Here is a 13,803-nt window from a genome sequence, read left to right as displayed (position 1 = left end):
TGCATTTATGCTGAGCAAAAAGTTTCGTACGTTTCTGCTGTTCGGTGTGCTGGCACTGCTGCTGGCAGCGGTCGGCTACTGGAACATCAGTCCGGAAAGCTTCCTCGATCAACCCAAGGCTGCCGTGGATGAAAGCGCTGTCGATTACTATGCGACCAACGCCCACAGCATTCAGTACCTGCCCGACGGGACCATGCAGTACGACATGACCGCCGACAAGGTCGAGCACTTGAAAGCCACCGACGTCACCCTGATGACCACGCCGGTGCTGCAGATGTATCGCGGCTCGACCTTCCCGTGGCACGTACAGAGCGTTCGCGCCGAAGTGTCGCCGGGGGGTGATCACGTCGAGCTGATCGACTCGGTGCGCATCAACCGCACCGACGAAAAGAACCGTACCACCATCATCACCAGCAGCCGCATGACTGTATTCCCGCAGAAGCAATATGCGGAGACTGCCCAACCCGTTAGAATCGACGGCCTTGGCGGTGTAACGACCGGCACGGGTATGAAAGCGTATCTGAAAGAAAGCAGGATGAACCTGCTATCCAACGTAAGAGGACAGTATGAGGCTCGTTAAAACCCTTCCTTTTTTGCTCGGCCTGGGCGCAGCACTGGGAAGCGCGAGCGCCTGGTCTCTGCCGACGGATCGCGATCAACCCATCCACATTCAGTCGGATGACGCGCAACTGGACGACAAGCAAGGCATCGCCACTTACAAAGGCAATGTCATCATCACCCAGGGCACGATGAAGATCACCGGCAACACCGTGACCATCACCCGTACACCGCAAGGCGACGTGGACGTGTTTACGTCCGTGGGCAACCTGGCTTACTACGAGCAGAAGCCATCGGTGGACAAGCCGATCGTTCAGGCCTGGGGCGTTACCATCCAGTACTTCGCGGCCCAGAACCGCATCGTGCTGATCGACAAGGCCAAAGTAGTCAACGACGGCAACACGTCCGAAGGCGAGAAAATCGTCTATGACACCGTCAAGCAGGTCGTGAACGCCGGTCGTGCCAATGGCACCAAGGTCACCGCCCCACGCCCTCGCATCGACATGGTCATCCAGCCGAAAAAGAAAACCGACCAGCAGAAGGCCCAGTAATGGCAACGCTGAAAGCCCAACACCTGGCCAAGGCCTATAAAAGCCGCCAGGTCGTACGTGACGTCAGCCTGTCCATCGAGAGCGGCCAGATCGTCGGCCTGCTCGGCCCCAACGGCGCCGGCAAGACCACCTGCTTCTACATGATCGTCGGCCTGGTTCAGGCGGATCAGGGTCGCGTCCTGATCGACGACCAGGACGTCAGCCACCAGCCGATGCACGGCCGCGCACGCGCCGGTATTGGCTACCTGCCACAGGAAGCATCGATCTTCCGCAAGCTCTCCGTCTCGGACAACATCATGGCGATCCTGGAGACCCGCAACGAGCTCGATCGCGCTGCCCGCCGCAAGGAGCTGGAGAGCCTGCTGCAGGAATTCCACATCACCCACATTCGCGACAACCTGGGGATGAGCCTGTCGGGTGGTGAACGTCGCCGTGTGGAAATCGCACGCGCCCTCGCCACTTCGCCGAAATTCATTCTGCTCGACGAACCCTTCGCCGGTGTCGACCCTATTTCCGTAGGCGACATCAAGCAGATCATTCACCACCTCAAGGCCAAAGGGATCGGCGTGCTGATCACCGACCACAACGTGCGTGAAACGCTGGATATCTGCGAAACCGCCTACATCGTCAACGATGGGCAGCTAATTGCCGAAGGCGACGCCGAATCCATCCTGGCCAACCAGTTGGTCAAGGAAGTGTATCTGGGTCACGAGTTCCGCCTGTAACCGCAGTGATGACATGAGGTCGTGCGGTGCCCCGCAGCGCGCGCTATCGCCGACCTCGTTTTTTAATTGTCATCACACTCTAGGCAAACCCTCCAGCTTCAGGCATATAATTTGCTTAAGTTGGCGCCATCGGCGCCCTGGTAGTAAATGGCGCGCAGTGCGCCGGCGAATAAGGTGTTAAGCCCTGCCATGAAACCTTCGCTAGTCTTGAGAATGGGCCAGCAGCTGACGATGACGCCTCAGCTGCAACAGGCAATCCGCTTGCTTCAGCTGTCGACGCTGGATCTCCAACAGGAGATTCAGGAGGCGCTGGAGTCGAACCCGATGCTGGAACGGCAGGAGGAAGGCGACGATTTCGACAATGCCGACCCCTTGGCGGATAACGTAGAGCAAAAGCCCAACGCTGATGTTCAGGAGCCCACCTATCAGGAATCGGCGCCTACCGTCGACAATCTGGATGAGGGCGACTGGAACGAGCGCATCCCCAACGAGCTGCCCGTCGACACCGCGTGGGAAGACGTCTATCAAACCAGCGCCAGCAGCCTGCCCAGCAATGACGATGACGAGTGGGATTTCACCACCCGCACTTCTGTTGGCGAGAGCCTGCAAAGCCACCTGCTCTGGCAGCTCAACCTGGCGCCGATGTCCGACACCGATCGCCTGATCGCCGTGACCCTGATCGACTGCATCAACAACCAGGGCTACCTCGACGAAACACTTGAAGAATTGCTCGACGCATTCGATCCCGAACTCGATATCGAGCTGGATGAGATAGAAGCCGTTCTGCACCGCATCCAGCAGTTCGAGCCTGCCGGCATCGGCGCTCGCAACCTGAGTGAATGCCTCCTGCTGCAGCTTCGCCAGTTGCCGGCCAAAACCAGGTGGCTGGCGGAAGCCCAGAAGCTGGTCAGCGAATACATCGACCTGCTGGGCAGCCGCGACTATGCGCAACTGATGCGCCGCATGAAGCTCAAGGAAGACGACCTGCGTCAGGTCATTGAGCTGGTCCAGAGCCTCAACCCGCGGCCCGGCTCACAGATCGAGTCCAGTGAAGCTGAATACGTCGTGCCTGACGTCATTGTGCGCAAGGACAACGAGCGCTGGCTGGTGGAGCTGAACCAGGAATCCGTGCCGCGCCTGCGGGTCAATCCGCAATACGCAGGATTCGTGCGTCGCGCCGATACCAGTGCCGACAACACCTTCATGCGCAATCAACTGCAGGAAGCCCGCTGGTTCATCAAAAGCCTGCAGAGCCGCAACGAGACGCTGATGAAGGTGGCCACGCAAATCGTCGAACACCAGCGCGGCTTCCTCGAGTACGGCGACGAGGCCATGAAGCCGCTGGTTCTGCATGACATCGCCGAAGCGGTCGGCATGCACGAATCGACGATTTCCCGGGTGACCACGCAGAAATTCATGCACACCCCGCGCGGGATCTACGAACTCAAATATTTCTTTTCCAGCCACGTCAGCACCTCCGAAGGCGGCGAATGCTCGTCCACGGCGATTCGCGCGATCATCAAAAAACTGGTCGCCGCGGAAAATCAGAAAAAGCCGTTGAGTGACAGCAAGATCGCTGGTTTACTGGAAGCACAAGGCATTCAAGTGGCCCGTCGCACAGTCGCCAAGTACCGCGAATCCCTTGGGATTTCGCCGTCCAGCGAACGCAAGCGGCTGATGTAAAGGCCACACGTCAAAGTGTTTCAGTGGCAGGCATTACGCCTGCCTCTTAATGCACTGGCAACGAAGGAGAAGCTGTATGCAAGTCAACATCAGTGGACACCAGCTGGAAGTGACCGAACCTCTGCGTACCTACATCGGCGAGAAGCTCGCCCGACTGGAACGCCACTTTGACAAGATCACGAATGTGCAGGTCACGATGGAGGTCGAGAAGCTCAAGCAGAAAATCGAAGCCACCCTGCATGTTCCTGGCGCTGAAGTGGTTGCCAACGCCGAACACGACGACATGTATGCAGCCATTGACCTGCTTGCCGACAAGCTTGACCGCCAACTCAAAAAACATAAGGAAAAACAGCAAAGTCTGCTGCAAGGCGCGACTGCTCGCTGACACTCCCCACTCATGATCCGACTTGAAAATATCCTGACCCCTGGCCGTTCCCTCGTGAACGTGCCAGGCGGCAGCAAAAAAGCCGTACTCCAAAAGATCGCCAACGTGATCAGCAAGCAGGTGCCTGATCTTGATGAGCAGGTGATGTTTGAAAGTCTTACTGCCCGTGAAAAGCTCGGTTCTACCGGATTCGGCAATGGCATCGCCATTCCCCACTGTAGGCTGAAGGGCTGTTCAACGCCCGTCAGCGCCGTGCTGCATCTCGAGAAACCCATAGATTTCGACGCCATTGACGGCGCACCGGTTGACCTGCTTTTTGTGCTGCTGGTCCCGGAAGCGGCCACCGATGCCCATCTCGAACTGCTGCGCCAGATCGCCAGCATGCTTGATCAGGCCGAGGTGCGTAAGCGCCTGCGCGGCGCCAAGACAGGCGAAGAGCTCTACAACGTCGTGCTCGACGTCCAGAACGGTCACTGATCATGCGCATGATCATCGTCAGCGGCCGCTCCGGCTCCGGCAAGAGCACGGCCCTCGATGTCCTTGAAGACAGCGGCTTCTACTGTGTCGACAATCTTCCCGCCGGCCTGCTCCCTGAGCTGGCCGAGCGCGCGCTGATCAACACCGAGCTGGCTGAGCCTTTATTAGCTGTCTCGATTGATGCGCGCAACCTGCCCAGTCACCTGACACGATTCCCGCGCATGCTCGCCGAAGTTCGCGCCCGCCATATCCAGTGCGACGTGCTGTTTCTCGATGCCGATGAAGCAACCCTGCTCAAGCGTTTTTCCGAGACCCGACGTCGTCACCCGCTGAGCACGGCAACACGCTCGCTGGCCGAGGCGATTCGTGACGAGAAAACCCTGCTCGGTCCGATCATCGACCTGGCTGATCTGACGGTCGACACCACGCACCTGAATCTCTACCAGCTGCGCGACATTCTTAAACTGCGCCTGCTGAACAAACCCGAGCCGGGCACCGCCTTCCTCATCGAATCCTTCGGCTTCAAGCGCGGCATGCCCGTGGACGCCGACCTGGTGTTCGACGTGCGCTGCCTGCCCAATCCGTACTGGAAACCGGAGCTGCGCGAGCAGTCGGGCCTCGACAAGCCGGTTGCCGATTACCTTGCAGCTCAGCCGGACGTCGAAGAGATGTTCCAGGACATCTTTGCGTACCTCAACAAGTGGTTGCCGCGCTTCGCCGCCAGCAACCGCGCCTACGTCACTATCGCCATTGGCTGCACCGGCGGACACCACCGCTCCGTCTACCTGACAGAACGTCTGGGTCAGGTGCTGCAGCAATCGCTCAAGAATGTTCAGGTCCGCCACCGCGACCTAAGCTGAAAGGACCTCCATCGCGATGCCCGCTCTAGAAATCACCATCATCAACAAGCTGGGTCTGCACGCCCGGGCCGCCGCCAAGTTCGTGGGTGTCGCCGGCAAGTACCCGTGTCAGATCAGGGTTGGCCGCACGCCGGAAACCATGGTCGATGGCAAAAGCATCATGGCCGTCATGATGCTCGCTGCCGGCAAGGGCACCCTGATTCATCTGGCTACCGAAGGTGAAGACGCCGAGGCCGCGCTGGCGGGACTGGTGGAGCTGATCAACAACAAGTTTGACGAAGGCGAATAAGCTTACGCCTGGGCGACGCGTCCATTACCGTCAGAGATGAGCGATGCCACTGTCATTCACGCGGACGTTTGTGCGAAGGAGCAGGTCGGGGTCCGAGAAGATGCTCCTTCTGGGCAGCGTTCTGGCGGTCATGGCGATTATGGCAATCGTTGCGTGGCTGCTGTTCAGGGAGCTGGGCAGCGCCAACGAAGCCTCCGTGCGTGCGGCGAACAACGTCGTGCAGCTTATCGATGCTGACGTCCAACGCAATGCCGAACTTTATGATACCTCGCTCCAAGGGCTGATCTCTGCATGGCTGAGACCGGACCTTGGGACCATCTCGCCTGAGTTGCGTCAGTTGGTACTCTTTGATCGCGCTACTGCCGCGCCTTACAAGGGTGATCTGGTGTTGCTGAACGAGACGGGGAGCATCATTGCCGACTCGACCTCGTTGACACCGCGTCAGGATAACTTCTCTGACAGGTCGAGTTTCCAGCATCACCGGGACAACAATTCCCTTGCACTGCTGGTCGACGGACCGTTTCGTACCCGATGGGGCTTCAAAGACCTGTGCATAAGTTTCAGCCGCCGCATCCCTTCAAATGACGGCAGGTTCGTTGGCGTGGCCAGCGCGTCCATGAGGCTGACTTACTTCGACCAGTTGTTTCGCACGCTGGACGTCGGCCCGGGGAGCACCATCAACTTGTTAGGTGCCAACGGGATACTCCTCGCCCGGCAGCCTGAATCCAATGGTCGGACCTATGTAGGCCAGGACTTCAGCATGCGCCAGAACTTCAAACGCGTGCTGTCGGAGGTCAATGGCAGTTTCACCGCGGTATCCGATCTTGACGGCGTTCAGCGCCTGTATACGTTTTCTCGGGTCGGTGACCTGCCACTCATTGTGGTGGTGGCGCAATCGCGGGACGACGTCTATGCCGTCTGGCAGCGCAATGCAATGTTGGTGGCGGGCGCCACTGGCCTGCTCTGCATCGGCATTCTGCTGCTGTCCTGGCTATTGGGCCGTCAGCTGCGTCTGCGCCAAAACGCCGAGCGCGAACTGGCTGGCCTGGCATCTACGGACGGGCTGACCGGTCTGGCCAACCGGCGCAGGCTGGATCAGGTGCTCAAGCAGGAATGGGCGCGAAGCATGCGTTCGGGAAGGCCTCTGGCATTACTGATGATTGATGTGGACCACTTCAAGGCCTTCAATGACCGACACGGACATCATGGCGGCGACGTTGCACTGCGCAGCGTCGCCCAGACGCTCGCCGCCAGCATCCGCAGGCCAGGTGACCTCGCCGCCCGGTATGGCGGTGAAGAATTCATGGTGGTGCTCCCGGAAACCGACAAGGCAGGTGCCTGTGTCATTGCAGAAAAGCTGCGCCTTGCAATTGAAGCACTTCCGCCTTTCGCTGAGGACACAGTGCCCATCACGGTGAGCATCGGCGTCGCCACGCATCTGCCGGTAACCCACGATCAGCCCGAACTGCTGTTTCATGCTGCTGATCGTGCCCTGTACCGCGCCAAGAAAAACGGCAGGAACCGCGTGGAAGTCGAACCGTACGTTGCGCCCTTCGCGGAACAGCAGGCATAAAAAAACGCCAGACTGGCTGGCGTTTTTCCGAACTACCGCGAATTACTTGTTGGCAGCACGAACGGTGTTGCGCAAGGCTTTGACCTTGTCATGGTTCGCTTGCACGCCCTGCAGCTGACGCTGGATCAAGCTGGTAACGTTGACCGGCAGGTTTTTCTCAGTCGCTTTCTGCGACGCTTCTTTGTAAGCCTTCAGCGCGTGGTCTTCACCGCTTTCGACTTCGTTGAGTACGGCTTCGTCGTTTTTGCCGCTCAATGCGCTTTTCAGGTTGACCCACAGACGGTGTGCGCCGCCAGCAATGCTGGACGAATCTTCTGGATCGCCGCCCAGTGCGCGTACTTCAGCTTGCAGCTCGGCAACCGAAGTCTTGCAGCCAGAGGAGCGGGAAAGCAGGTAGGCCTTGATTTCCGGGTTCTTGGCGTCTTCAGCAGCAGTGTGAAAACCTTTCTCACCGTCAATGCTGGTCTCGATCAAGTCATTCAGAATAGAGATGGCTTCTTTGTTGATATCCGACATTTTGCGGTTCCTTTCTGGCAGGTTTATCAAAGGTTTGGTTAACGAAACACTCGATAAGATAGATATTGCACTGTGCATGCCAGCTTTTGCTGATAAAGAATATCCTTAATTTACAATGAGTTAATAATATCAAGCGACAGTCGCGCCGCGCTTTCTGCATGATCTGTGTGTTTGCGCAATTGCAGAATGCACGTATCTTTCAAGTTCACTCGAACGGATAAGCGGTTATTGGATGAATCCAGAGAAACTCAAACTATTGGTGGCTCGCGAAATGCCGTTCGGCAAGTATCAAGGGCGATTGCTGGCGGACCTGCCAGGTGACTACCTGAACTGGTTCGCCCGGCAGGGTTTCCCGGCAGGTGAGCTGGGCAGCCTGCTGGCACTGATGCACGAGATTGATCACAACGGCCTTTCGGCGTTGCTGGATCCGCTGCGCACCCGGCCTCGCGAACCTCTGCGGCCGGGCCCTTCGAAAACGCCCATTCGTTTCAACTAAAACGTCCATTGATAAAAGCGAGCCGCTTGATGAACAGCACTGCATACGCAATAACGGAATTGGCGGATGAACAGGCTCGGGACGAAGCGTTCTGGCAGCAGGTCGCGGCGCAGTACGACGTCGAACCGGGGCCGGTCAATTTCGAATACGGCTATTTCGGCCGCATGACCCGCGCGGCACTCAAGGATTACGAGCAGAACCTCGCTTACGTCAATCGCAGCAACTCGGTCTATGTGCGGCAGAAGTTCGACTTCGAGGACAGCGAGGTGATTCGCGCCGATCTCGCCGATCTGCTCAACGTGCCAGCCCGCGAAGTCGCCCTCACCCGCTCCGCGTCGGAGTCGGTGCAAGCGCTGATTCGCAACTACAACGGCCTCGTGGCTGGCGACCAGGTGCTGGTCAGCGACCTGGACTACAACAGCGTCCAGACTGGCATGCGCTGGTTGGCGAAGAATCGCGGCGTGGAGGTGATTGAGGTCACTCACCAGCACCCCGCGAGCCACGACGGGTTGCTGCAGACCTACCGCGAAGCGTTTGCCGCTCACCCACGACTCAAACTGGTGGCGCTGACGTACGTCACCCACCGGACCGGTCTGGTGATGCCAGTGAAGGCCATCGCCGAGCTGGCTAAAGCCAACGGCATCGAGGTCATTCTGGATGGCGCCCATGCCTTGGGCCTGCTGGATTTCGAGCTTGCTGATCTCGGCGTGTCGTTCGCCGGCTTCAACCTGCAGAAATGGATAGGCGCGCCGCTGAGCCTGGGCTTTATTTATGTGAAGCAGGAACGCCTGAGCGCCATCGACCCCGACATGGCAGACGAGCGCTACGGTGCGGACGACATCCTCGGCCGCGTGCCGTACGGGACGCCGAATATCCCGGCGCTGATGACACTGCCCAAAGTGTTCGCCGACCATCGGGCCATGGGCGGTGCTCCGGCCAAAGGCGCACGCCTGGCTTACCTGCGAGACCTATGGGTCACTCAGGCGCGCGCTATCGAAGGCATTGACGTGCTGACGCCGGACGACCCTCGGCTGTATTGCGGGATCACGTCATTCCGGTTCAGCCGTCACGGGGATCAGGAACTCATGGTCAAGCGCCTGCTCGATGAGCACGGTATTTTTGCAGTCACGCGAGAGGGCTCGGCCTGCGGGGCGTGCATTCGCATCACGCCGGGATTCACCACGTCGGCAAAGGACGTTGACCAGTTGGTGGCAGCGCTCCGCGCGCTGGCGTGAGGCCTGCACCCCCATTCAGCGCCGGGATCAAGGCCCCCGAAAGGACCGCAGAAAAAAAGACGGCGCCTTCATGACGAAGGCGCCGTAAATCCATCGAGAAACGAACTACAAAGGAGCGGCAAAGATAAGCGCTCCAGCCACTGCCTGTGCGGTACATATGTATTGCGTATGAACAGCGCAAAAAAAAACGGCGTTCCCGACCAAGGAACACCGTAAAAAAGCCATGCAACAACGACTTCTGCAGCAACGCCCCGAGGGGCGCCATAAACGGATCATGCTCAGCAGTTAACCAGCCCCCACTTGAACGGAGGCTGTCTAAGCGTACGCATGACCGCCGGATCCAGACTCAGTCGAACAGCGCGATTGCTTCGGCAGTGGCGTCGGTAATCCGCTGCCAGTCGCCGTTCTTCACCCACGCGTTATCGATCATCCATGTGCCGCCGACGCACATCACGTTGGGCAGCGCCATGTAGTTTTTCAGGTTGGCCGCACTGACGCCGCCGGTTGGGCAGAAGCGCACTTCCGGGAATGGACCGCCCAGTGCTTTGATTGCACCAACGCCGCCACTGATTTCCGCCGGAAACAGCTTGAAGCGACGATAACCCAGCGCGTAACCGATCATGATTTCCGAAGCGCTGCTGATGCCTGGCAGCAGCGGCAATTCGCTCAGCGCGGCGGCTTCCAGCAGATCCTGGGTGCTGCCGGGGGTGACGATGAACTGTGAACCCGCCTCCTCGGCCGCCTTGAGCATGTGGCGGTCGAGAATGGTGCCGGCGCCAACGCTCAGCTCTGGACGCGCATCACGCAGCATGCGAATGGCTTTGAGGCCGAACTCGGAGCGCAGGGTGATTTCCAGCGCATTCAGGCCGCCAGCGGCCAGGGCATCGGCAAGCGGCAGAACGTCCTGTTCACGGGCAATGGTAATGACCGGCAGAATCTTCGCTTTTGCGCAGAGTGCGTCGATCTGGGCAATCTTGCTCGCCATGCTATTCAACGGCTGTTTCACTTGGGTATTTTCCATGGCGGCTGATCCTTTGCTTATGGGCACCAGTAGATCTCTAGAGACGGGTTGAGGAACGCGCGCACAGGCATTTCGGCGAGGTCATCGCCTGCCAGTGCAGTGCGCAATGTATCGAGTTTGGCCTGGCCGGAAACAGACAGAATGGTGGTCGCTGCCGACGCCAGTACCGGACGCGTCAGGGTCAGACGCTGATGCGGGACGGTCGGTGCGAGCATGGGCAGGCAGCGACGATCGCTGTTGAGGTCCAGGGCTTCCTTCAGGTGCGGGCTGTCGGGGAACAGCGATGCGGTATGCCCGTCATCGCCCATGCCCAGGATCAGCACGTCGATCTTCTGCAGCGCCTGGAGCGCCTCGTCAGTCGCCGCGGCAGCTTCATCAACTGTCGTGATCGGACGGTACAGACTGAAGAACTCCGCTTCCGCTGCCGGGCCCTGAAGCAGAAAACGCTTGAGCAGGCCTTCGTTGCTGTCGGCGTGCTCGGTCGGCACCCAGCGCTCATCGGCCACACTCACGCAGACTTTCGACCACTGGAGCGGCTTCTGCGCCAGCGCTTTGAAAAACGCCACCGGACTTTTGCCACCCGACACCACCAGCGTGGCCGTGCCGTGGGGATTACTGGAAATTGCAGCCCCCAGGCGCTCAGCCACGTGATCGGCCAGCGCGTTCGCCAGCACTTCAGGATTATCGAATTCGTGGGCCTTCAGACCCGCCGGAAATTCAAGTTCACATATCGCCATACCAGGACCTCCCGTCACGCGTAATCAAAGCAATGGAGCTCATCGGCCCCCAGGAACCGGCCGGGTAAGGCTTGGGCGCGTCGCCCGCCTTTTTCCAGCCAGCGATCAACTGGTCGCACCATTGCCAGGCGTATTCGATTTCGTCTTTGCGGACAAACAGGTTCTGATTGCCACGCATGACCTCCAGCAACAACCGCTCGTAGGCGTCCGGCACACGGGCGCTGCGGTAGGCGTCGGAGAAGCTCAGTTGCAAAGGATTGCTGCGCAGTTGCATGCCCTTGTCCAGGCCCTGATCCTTGGTCATCACTTGCAGCGAGATGCCTTCATCGGGCTGCAGACGGATGATCAGGCGGTTGCTGATCTGCAAGCGCTGCTCGGGGGCGAAGATGTAATGCGGCGGCTCTTTGAAGTGAATCACGATCTGCGACAGCTTTTGCGGCATGCGCTTGCCGGTCCGCAGGTAGAACGGCACGCCTGACCAACGCCAGTTACGGATGTCGGCACGAATGGCGACGAATGTTTCAGTGTCGCTCTGGGTGTTGGAGTTCTCTTCCTCCAGATACCCGGGCACCGGCTTGCCGTCACTGTAACCGGCGATGTATTGACCGCGCACCACCTGGGTGGCCAGACGCTCCGGCGTGAACGGCGCCAGTGCCTTGAGCACCTTCACCTTCTCGTCACGGATGCTGTCGGCGGACAGGTCGCTGGGCGGGTCCATCGCGATCAGACACAGCAGCTGCAGCAGGTGGTTCTGAATCATGTCGCGAAGCTGGCCGGCCTGGTCGAAATAGCCCCAGCGCCCTTCGATACCGACCTTCTCTGCCACGGTGATTTCCACGTGGGAGATGTGGTTCTGGTTCCACTGCGTCTCGAACAGACTGTTGGCAAAACGCAGGGCGATGAGGTTCTGCACCGTGTCTTTGCCCAGGTAGTGATCGATCCGGTAGATGCGGGTTTCAGGCAGGAACTTGGCAACGGCGTCATTGACGCGACGGGACGACGCAAGGTCGTGGCCGATGGGTTTTTCCAGCACCGCGCGGGTGCGGTCGGTCAGGCCGACCAGCGCAAGGTTCTCGCAGATGGCGCCGTAGACAGACGCAGGGGTCGCGAAGTAGGCAATCATGGTTGGCGCGTCGCCCACGGCTTCGGCGAGCGCGACGTAATCCTCGCCCTTGAGGAAGTCCACGTGCAGGTAACTCAGGCGAGCCTGAAAACGCTCCACGTGCTCGGTCTCAAGCTGCGCCTCGGGGACGAAGCGACGCAGGCTTTTATCGATGTAGGCCAGGTGCTCCTCGGGAGTGCCGGGCTCACGGGCCAACGCAATAATTCGGGTCTCGGTATGCAGCAGTCCAGCTCGATCAAGCTGGTACAACGCAGGAAACAGTTTGCGCACCGCCAGGTCACCCAAGGCGCCAAACAACGCAAAAGTGCACGGTTCAACCGTAATCGAGAGCATAATGTTGGTTCTTTTATCAAGTTAAGCTACAAATACCTTTTTTAAAGGCGTTACTCAAGGCCGAATGTAGTAATAACCACAACATTCCCACCAGAACCACATTAGAGTGGTGATCACCACAGGCCCTCAGTACGATAGGCCACCTTTGCGACAGGCTAAAGGCCCAAATTCCCACTCTGCAAATAAAGGCCTGTTCCCCGGCCTGTCGCCGTTTCATCAGAAGGACAAACAATGGACCGTGTACGCAATCTTCTGGAGCAGATCCAGAGTCGTCTGGAAGAGCTGAACAAGGCCGAGCGCAAGGTCGCCGAGGCGATTCTGAGCAATCCGCAGCAGGCCACCCGGTTCAGCATCGCCGCGCTGGCGCAGGCGGCAAAGGTCAGTGAGCCGACGGTCAACCGCTTCTGCCGCTCCTTCGATGTCAGCGGCTATCCGGAACTGAAACTGCAGCTGGCCCAGAGCCTGGCCAGCGGCGCCGCCTACGTCAGCCGGGCGGTGGAAGCCGATGACAATCCGGAAGCCTACACCCGCAAGATTTTTGGCAGCGCCATCGCATCCCTCGACAGCGTGTGCCAAGTGCTTGACCCCAACCTGATCAGCAAAGCGGTCGACCTGTTGATTCAGGCGCGGCAGATCCACTTCTTCGGTCTTGGTGCTTCGGCGCCGGTCGCACTGGACGCGCAGCATAAATTCTTTCGCTTCAATCTTGCCGTCACGGCCCACGCCGACGTGCTGGTGCAGCGCATGCTGGCCTCGGTGGCCCATACCGGCGAGCTGTTCGTGATCATTTCCTACACGGGGCGCACCCGCGAGTTGGTGGAGGTGGCGCGCATCGCTCGCGAGAACGGCGCGTCGGTGCTGGGCCTGACGGCTGCCGACTCGCCGCTGGCAAAAGCCAGCACGTTGAGCCTGAATATCCCGCTGCCGGAAGACACCGACATTTATATGCCCATGACGTCGCGAATCGTCCAGCTGACGGTGCTGGATGTGCTGGCGACCGGCATGACCCTGCGTCGGGGCGTCGATTTCCAGCCGCATCTGCGCAAGATCAAGGAGAGCCTGAACGCGAGCCGGTATCCGGCGGATGATGAGTTGAACTAAGGGAACGCCTCATTTGCAGGAGCGGGGGGGGGGGGGGGGGGGGGGGGGGGGGCGGGGGGGGGCCGGGGGGGGGGCAGGGTGTGAGTGGGGGACGTGGCCAGGGGCGGGGGGGGGGGGGGGGGTGTCGGCGGGCGGGGCCA

At 59.5% G+C, this 13,803-nt stretch carries 16 protein-coding genes; 12 read left to right on the top strand and 4 right to left on the bottom strand.

Annotation, left to right across the window (positions count from 1 at the left end):
- The first annotated feature begins 7 nt into the window (after positions 1-7).
- The 9 genes from lptC to ACYAR8_RS17270 all read left to right on the top strand — a co-directional run bounded on the left by lptC (position 8) and on the right by ACYAR8_RS17270 (position 7,101).
- On the top strand, positions 8-580 hold the full coding sequence (gene lptC / locus ACYAR8_RS17310; protein WP_037014789.1) for an LPS export ABC transporter periplasmic protein LptC: 573 nt from the start codon (positions 8-10) through the stop codon (positions 578-580).
- A complete protein-coding gene (lptA, locus tag ACYAR8_RS17305; RefSeq protein ID WP_037014791.1) occupies positions 567-1,109 on the top strand; it encodes a lipopolysaccharide transport periplasmic protein LptA in 543 nt (180 codons plus the stop codon). The genes lptC and lptA overlap by 14 nt, the downstream gene beginning before the upstream one ends.
- The gene (gene lptB, locus ACYAR8_RS17300) at positions 1,109-1,834 is read left to right on the top strand and encodes an LPS export ABC transporter ATP-binding protein (RefSeq protein ID WP_463580513.1); all 726 of its coding nucleotides are present in this window, start codon (positions 1,109-1,111) and stop codon (positions 1,832-1,834) included. Before lptA ends, lptB begins: the two co-directional genes overlap by 1 nt.
- A 189-nt stretch (positions 1,835-2,023) precedes the next feature.
- On the top strand, positions 2,024-3,517 hold the full coding sequence (locus ACYAR8_RS17295; RefSeq protein WP_074884364.1) for an RNA polymerase factor sigma-54: 1,494 nt from the start codon (positions 2,024-2,026) through the stop codon (positions 3,515-3,517).
- Positions 3,518-3,593: 76 nt separating this feature from the next.
- Positions 3,594-3,902 carry a ribosome hibernation-promoting factor, HPF/YfiA family gene (gene hpf, locus ACYAR8_RS17290; protein WP_037014798.1) on the top strand — a complete coding sequence of 103 codons (309 nt, stop codon included), beginning with the start codon at positions 3,594-3,596 and terminating at the stop codon, positions 3,900-3,902.
- A 12-nt stretch (positions 3,903-3,914) separates the two neighbouring features.
- Positions 3,915-4,379, top strand: coding sequence for a PTS IIA-like nitrogen regulatory protein PtsN (gene ptsN / locus ACYAR8_RS17285; RefSeq protein WP_463580512.1), 465 nt, complete (start codon positions 3,915-3,917; stop codon positions 4,377-4,379).
- Between the two features lie 2 nt (positions 4,380-4,381).
- Positions 4,382-5,239 carry an RNase adapter RapZ gene (gene rapZ / locus ACYAR8_RS17280; protein ID WP_074884359.1) on the top strand — a complete coding sequence of 286 codons (858 nt, stop codon included), beginning with the start codon at positions 4,382-4,384 and terminating at the stop codon, positions 5,237-5,239.
- 16 nt (positions 5,240-5,255) lie between these two features.
- Entirely contained in the window at positions 5,256-5,528 is a 273-nt protein-coding gene (locus ACYAR8_RS17275; RefSeq protein WP_074884356.1) for an HPr family phosphocarrier protein, read from the top strand.
- 100 nt (positions 5,529-5,628) lie between these two features.
- On the top strand, positions 5,629-7,101 hold the full coding sequence (locus tag ACYAR8_RS17270; RefSeq protein WP_108120702.1) for a sensor domain-containing diguanylate cyclase: 1,473 nt from the start codon (positions 5,629-5,631) through the stop codon (positions 7,099-7,101).
- Positions 7,102-7,143: 42 nt separating this feature from the next.
- Here the strand turns inward: ACYAR8_RS17270 and ACYAR8_RS17265 are convergent, their stop codons facing one another.
- Positions 7,144-7,617 (bottom strand): PA2169 family four-helix-bundle protein, encoded by a 474-nt coding sequence (locus tag ACYAR8_RS17265; protein ID WP_074884350.1) that lies wholly within the window; start codon positions 7,615-7,617, stop codon positions 7,144-7,146.
- Positions 7,618-7,849: 232 nt separating this feature from the next.
- On the opposite strand from ACYAR8_RS17265, the gene ACYAR8_RS17260 reads away from it, so the two are divergent.
- Positions 7,850-8,113 carry a DUF3820 family protein gene (locus ACYAR8_RS17260; protein WP_074884347.1) on the top strand — a complete coding sequence of 88 codons (264 nt, stop codon included), beginning with the start codon at positions 7,850-7,852 and terminating at the stop codon, positions 8,111-8,113.
- Positions 8,114-8,142: 29 nt separating this feature from the next.
- Complete coding sequence (locus ACYAR8_RS17255) at positions 8,143-9,348, top strand: aminotransferase class V-fold PLP-dependent enzyme (protein ID WP_463580511.1); 1,206 nt, start codon at positions 8,143-8,145, stop codon at positions 9,346-9,348.
- Positions 9,349-9,694: 346 nt separating this feature from the next.
- Here ACYAR8_RS17255 and ACYAR8_RS17250 read toward each other — a convergent pair whose 3' ends face one another.
- Genes ACYAR8_RS17250 through zwf form a run of 3 tightly spaced genes read right to left on the bottom strand, consistent with a single transcriptional unit; the run spans position 9,695 to position 12,562 of the window.
- Complete coding sequence (locus tag ACYAR8_RS17250; RefSeq protein WP_065992060.1) at positions 9,695-10,369, bottom strand: bifunctional 4-hydroxy-2-oxoglutarate aldolase/2-dehydro-3-deoxy-phosphogluconate aldolase; 675 nt, start codon at positions 10,367-10,369, stop codon at positions 9,695-9,697.
- A gap of 17 nt (positions 10,370-10,386) precedes the next feature.
- Positions 10,387-11,106, bottom strand: a complete 720-nt coding sequence (gene pgl, locus ACYAR8_RS17245) for a 6-phosphogluconolactonase (RefSeq protein WP_463580510.1) — start codon at positions 11,104-11,106, stop codon at positions 10,387-10,389.
- On the bottom strand, positions 11,093-12,562 hold the full coding sequence (zwf, locus tag ACYAR8_RS17240; RefSeq protein ID WP_463580509.1) for a glucose-6-phosphate dehydrogenase: 1,470 nt from the start codon (positions 12,560-12,562) through the stop codon (positions 11,093-11,095). The genes pgl and zwf overlap by 14 nt, the downstream gene beginning before the upstream one ends.
- Before the next feature lie 231 nt (positions 12,563-12,793).
- Between zwf and ACYAR8_RS17235 the strand changes: the two genes are divergently transcribed.
- Entirely contained in the window at positions 12,794-13,663 is an 870-nt protein-coding gene (locus tag ACYAR8_RS17235; RefSeq protein ID WP_065992054.1) for a MurR/RpiR family transcriptional regulator, read from the top strand.
- Positions 13,664-13,803: the final 140 nt, after the last annotated feature.

Source organism: Pseudomonas sp. HP_01 (assembly GCF_055284355.1).
The sequence above is the reverse complement of the archived record's forward strand: the minus strand, read 5'-3'. Positions and strand labels throughout refer to the sequence as shown.

Excerpts from the sequence above, each read along its gene's own strand:
- rapZ (WP_074884359.1), top strand. The coding sequence starts at position 4,382 with ATGCGCATGATCATCGTCAGCGGCCGCTCCGGCTCCGGCAAGAGCACG.
- ACYAR8_RS17250 (WP_065992060.1), bottom strand. The coding sequence starts at position 10,369 with ATGGAAAATACCCAAGTGAAACAGCCGTTGAATAGCATGGCGAGCAAG.
- ACYAR8_RS17235 (WP_065992054.1), top strand. The coding sequence starts at position 12,794 with ATGGACCGTGTACGCAATCTTCTGGAGCAGATCCAGAGTCGTCTGGAA.
- lptB (WP_463580513.1), top strand. The coding sequence starts at position 1,109 with ATGGCAACGCTGAAAGCCCAACACCTGGCCAAGGCCTATAAAAGCCGC.
- ACYAR8_RS17295 (WP_074884364.1), top strand. The coding sequence starts at position 2,024 with ATGAAACCTTCGCTAGTCTTGAGAATGGGCCAGCAGCTGACGATGACG.
- ACYAR8_RS17275 (WP_074884356.1), top strand. The coding sequence starts at position 5,256 with ATGCCCGCTCTAGAAATCACCATCATCAACAAGCTGGGTCTGCACGCC.
- zwf (WP_463580509.1), bottom strand. The coding sequence starts at position 12,562 with ATGCTCTCGATTACGGTTGAACCGTGCACTTTTGCGTTGTTTGGCGCC.
- ACYAR8_RS17265 (WP_074884350.1), bottom strand. The coding sequence starts at position 7,617 with ATGTCGGATATCAACAAAGAAGCCATCTCTATTCTGAATGACTTGATC.
- ptsN (WP_463580512.1), top strand. The coding sequence starts at position 3,915 with ATGATCCGACTTGAAAATATCCTGACCCCTGGCCGTTCCCTCGTGAAC.
- lptA (WP_037014791.1), top strand. The coding sequence starts at position 567 with ATGAGGCTCGTTAAAACCCTTCCTTTTTTGCTCGGCCTGGGCGCAGCA.
- hpf (WP_037014798.1), top strand. The coding sequence starts at position 3,594 with ATGCAAGTCAACATCAGTGGACACCAGCTGGAAGTGACCGAACCTCTG.
- ACYAR8_RS17255 (WP_463580511.1), top strand. The coding sequence starts at position 8,143 with ATGAACAGCACTGCATACGCAATAACGGAATTGGCGGATGAACAGGCT.
- lptC (WP_037014789.1), top strand. The coding sequence starts at position 8 with ATGCTGAGCAAAAAGTTTCGTACGTTTCTGCTGTTCGGTGTGCTGGCA.
- ACYAR8_RS17260 (WP_074884347.1), top strand. The coding sequence starts at position 7,850 with ATGAATCCAGAGAAACTCAAACTATTGGTGGCTCGCGAAATGCCGTTC.
- pgl (WP_463580510.1), bottom strand. The coding sequence starts at position 11,106 with ATGGCGATATGTGAACTTGAATTTCCGGCGGGTCTGAAGGCCCACGAA.
- ACYAR8_RS17270 (WP_108120702.1), top strand. The coding sequence starts at position 5,629 with ATGCTCCTTCTGGGCAGCGTTCTGGCGGTCATGGCGATTATGGCAATC.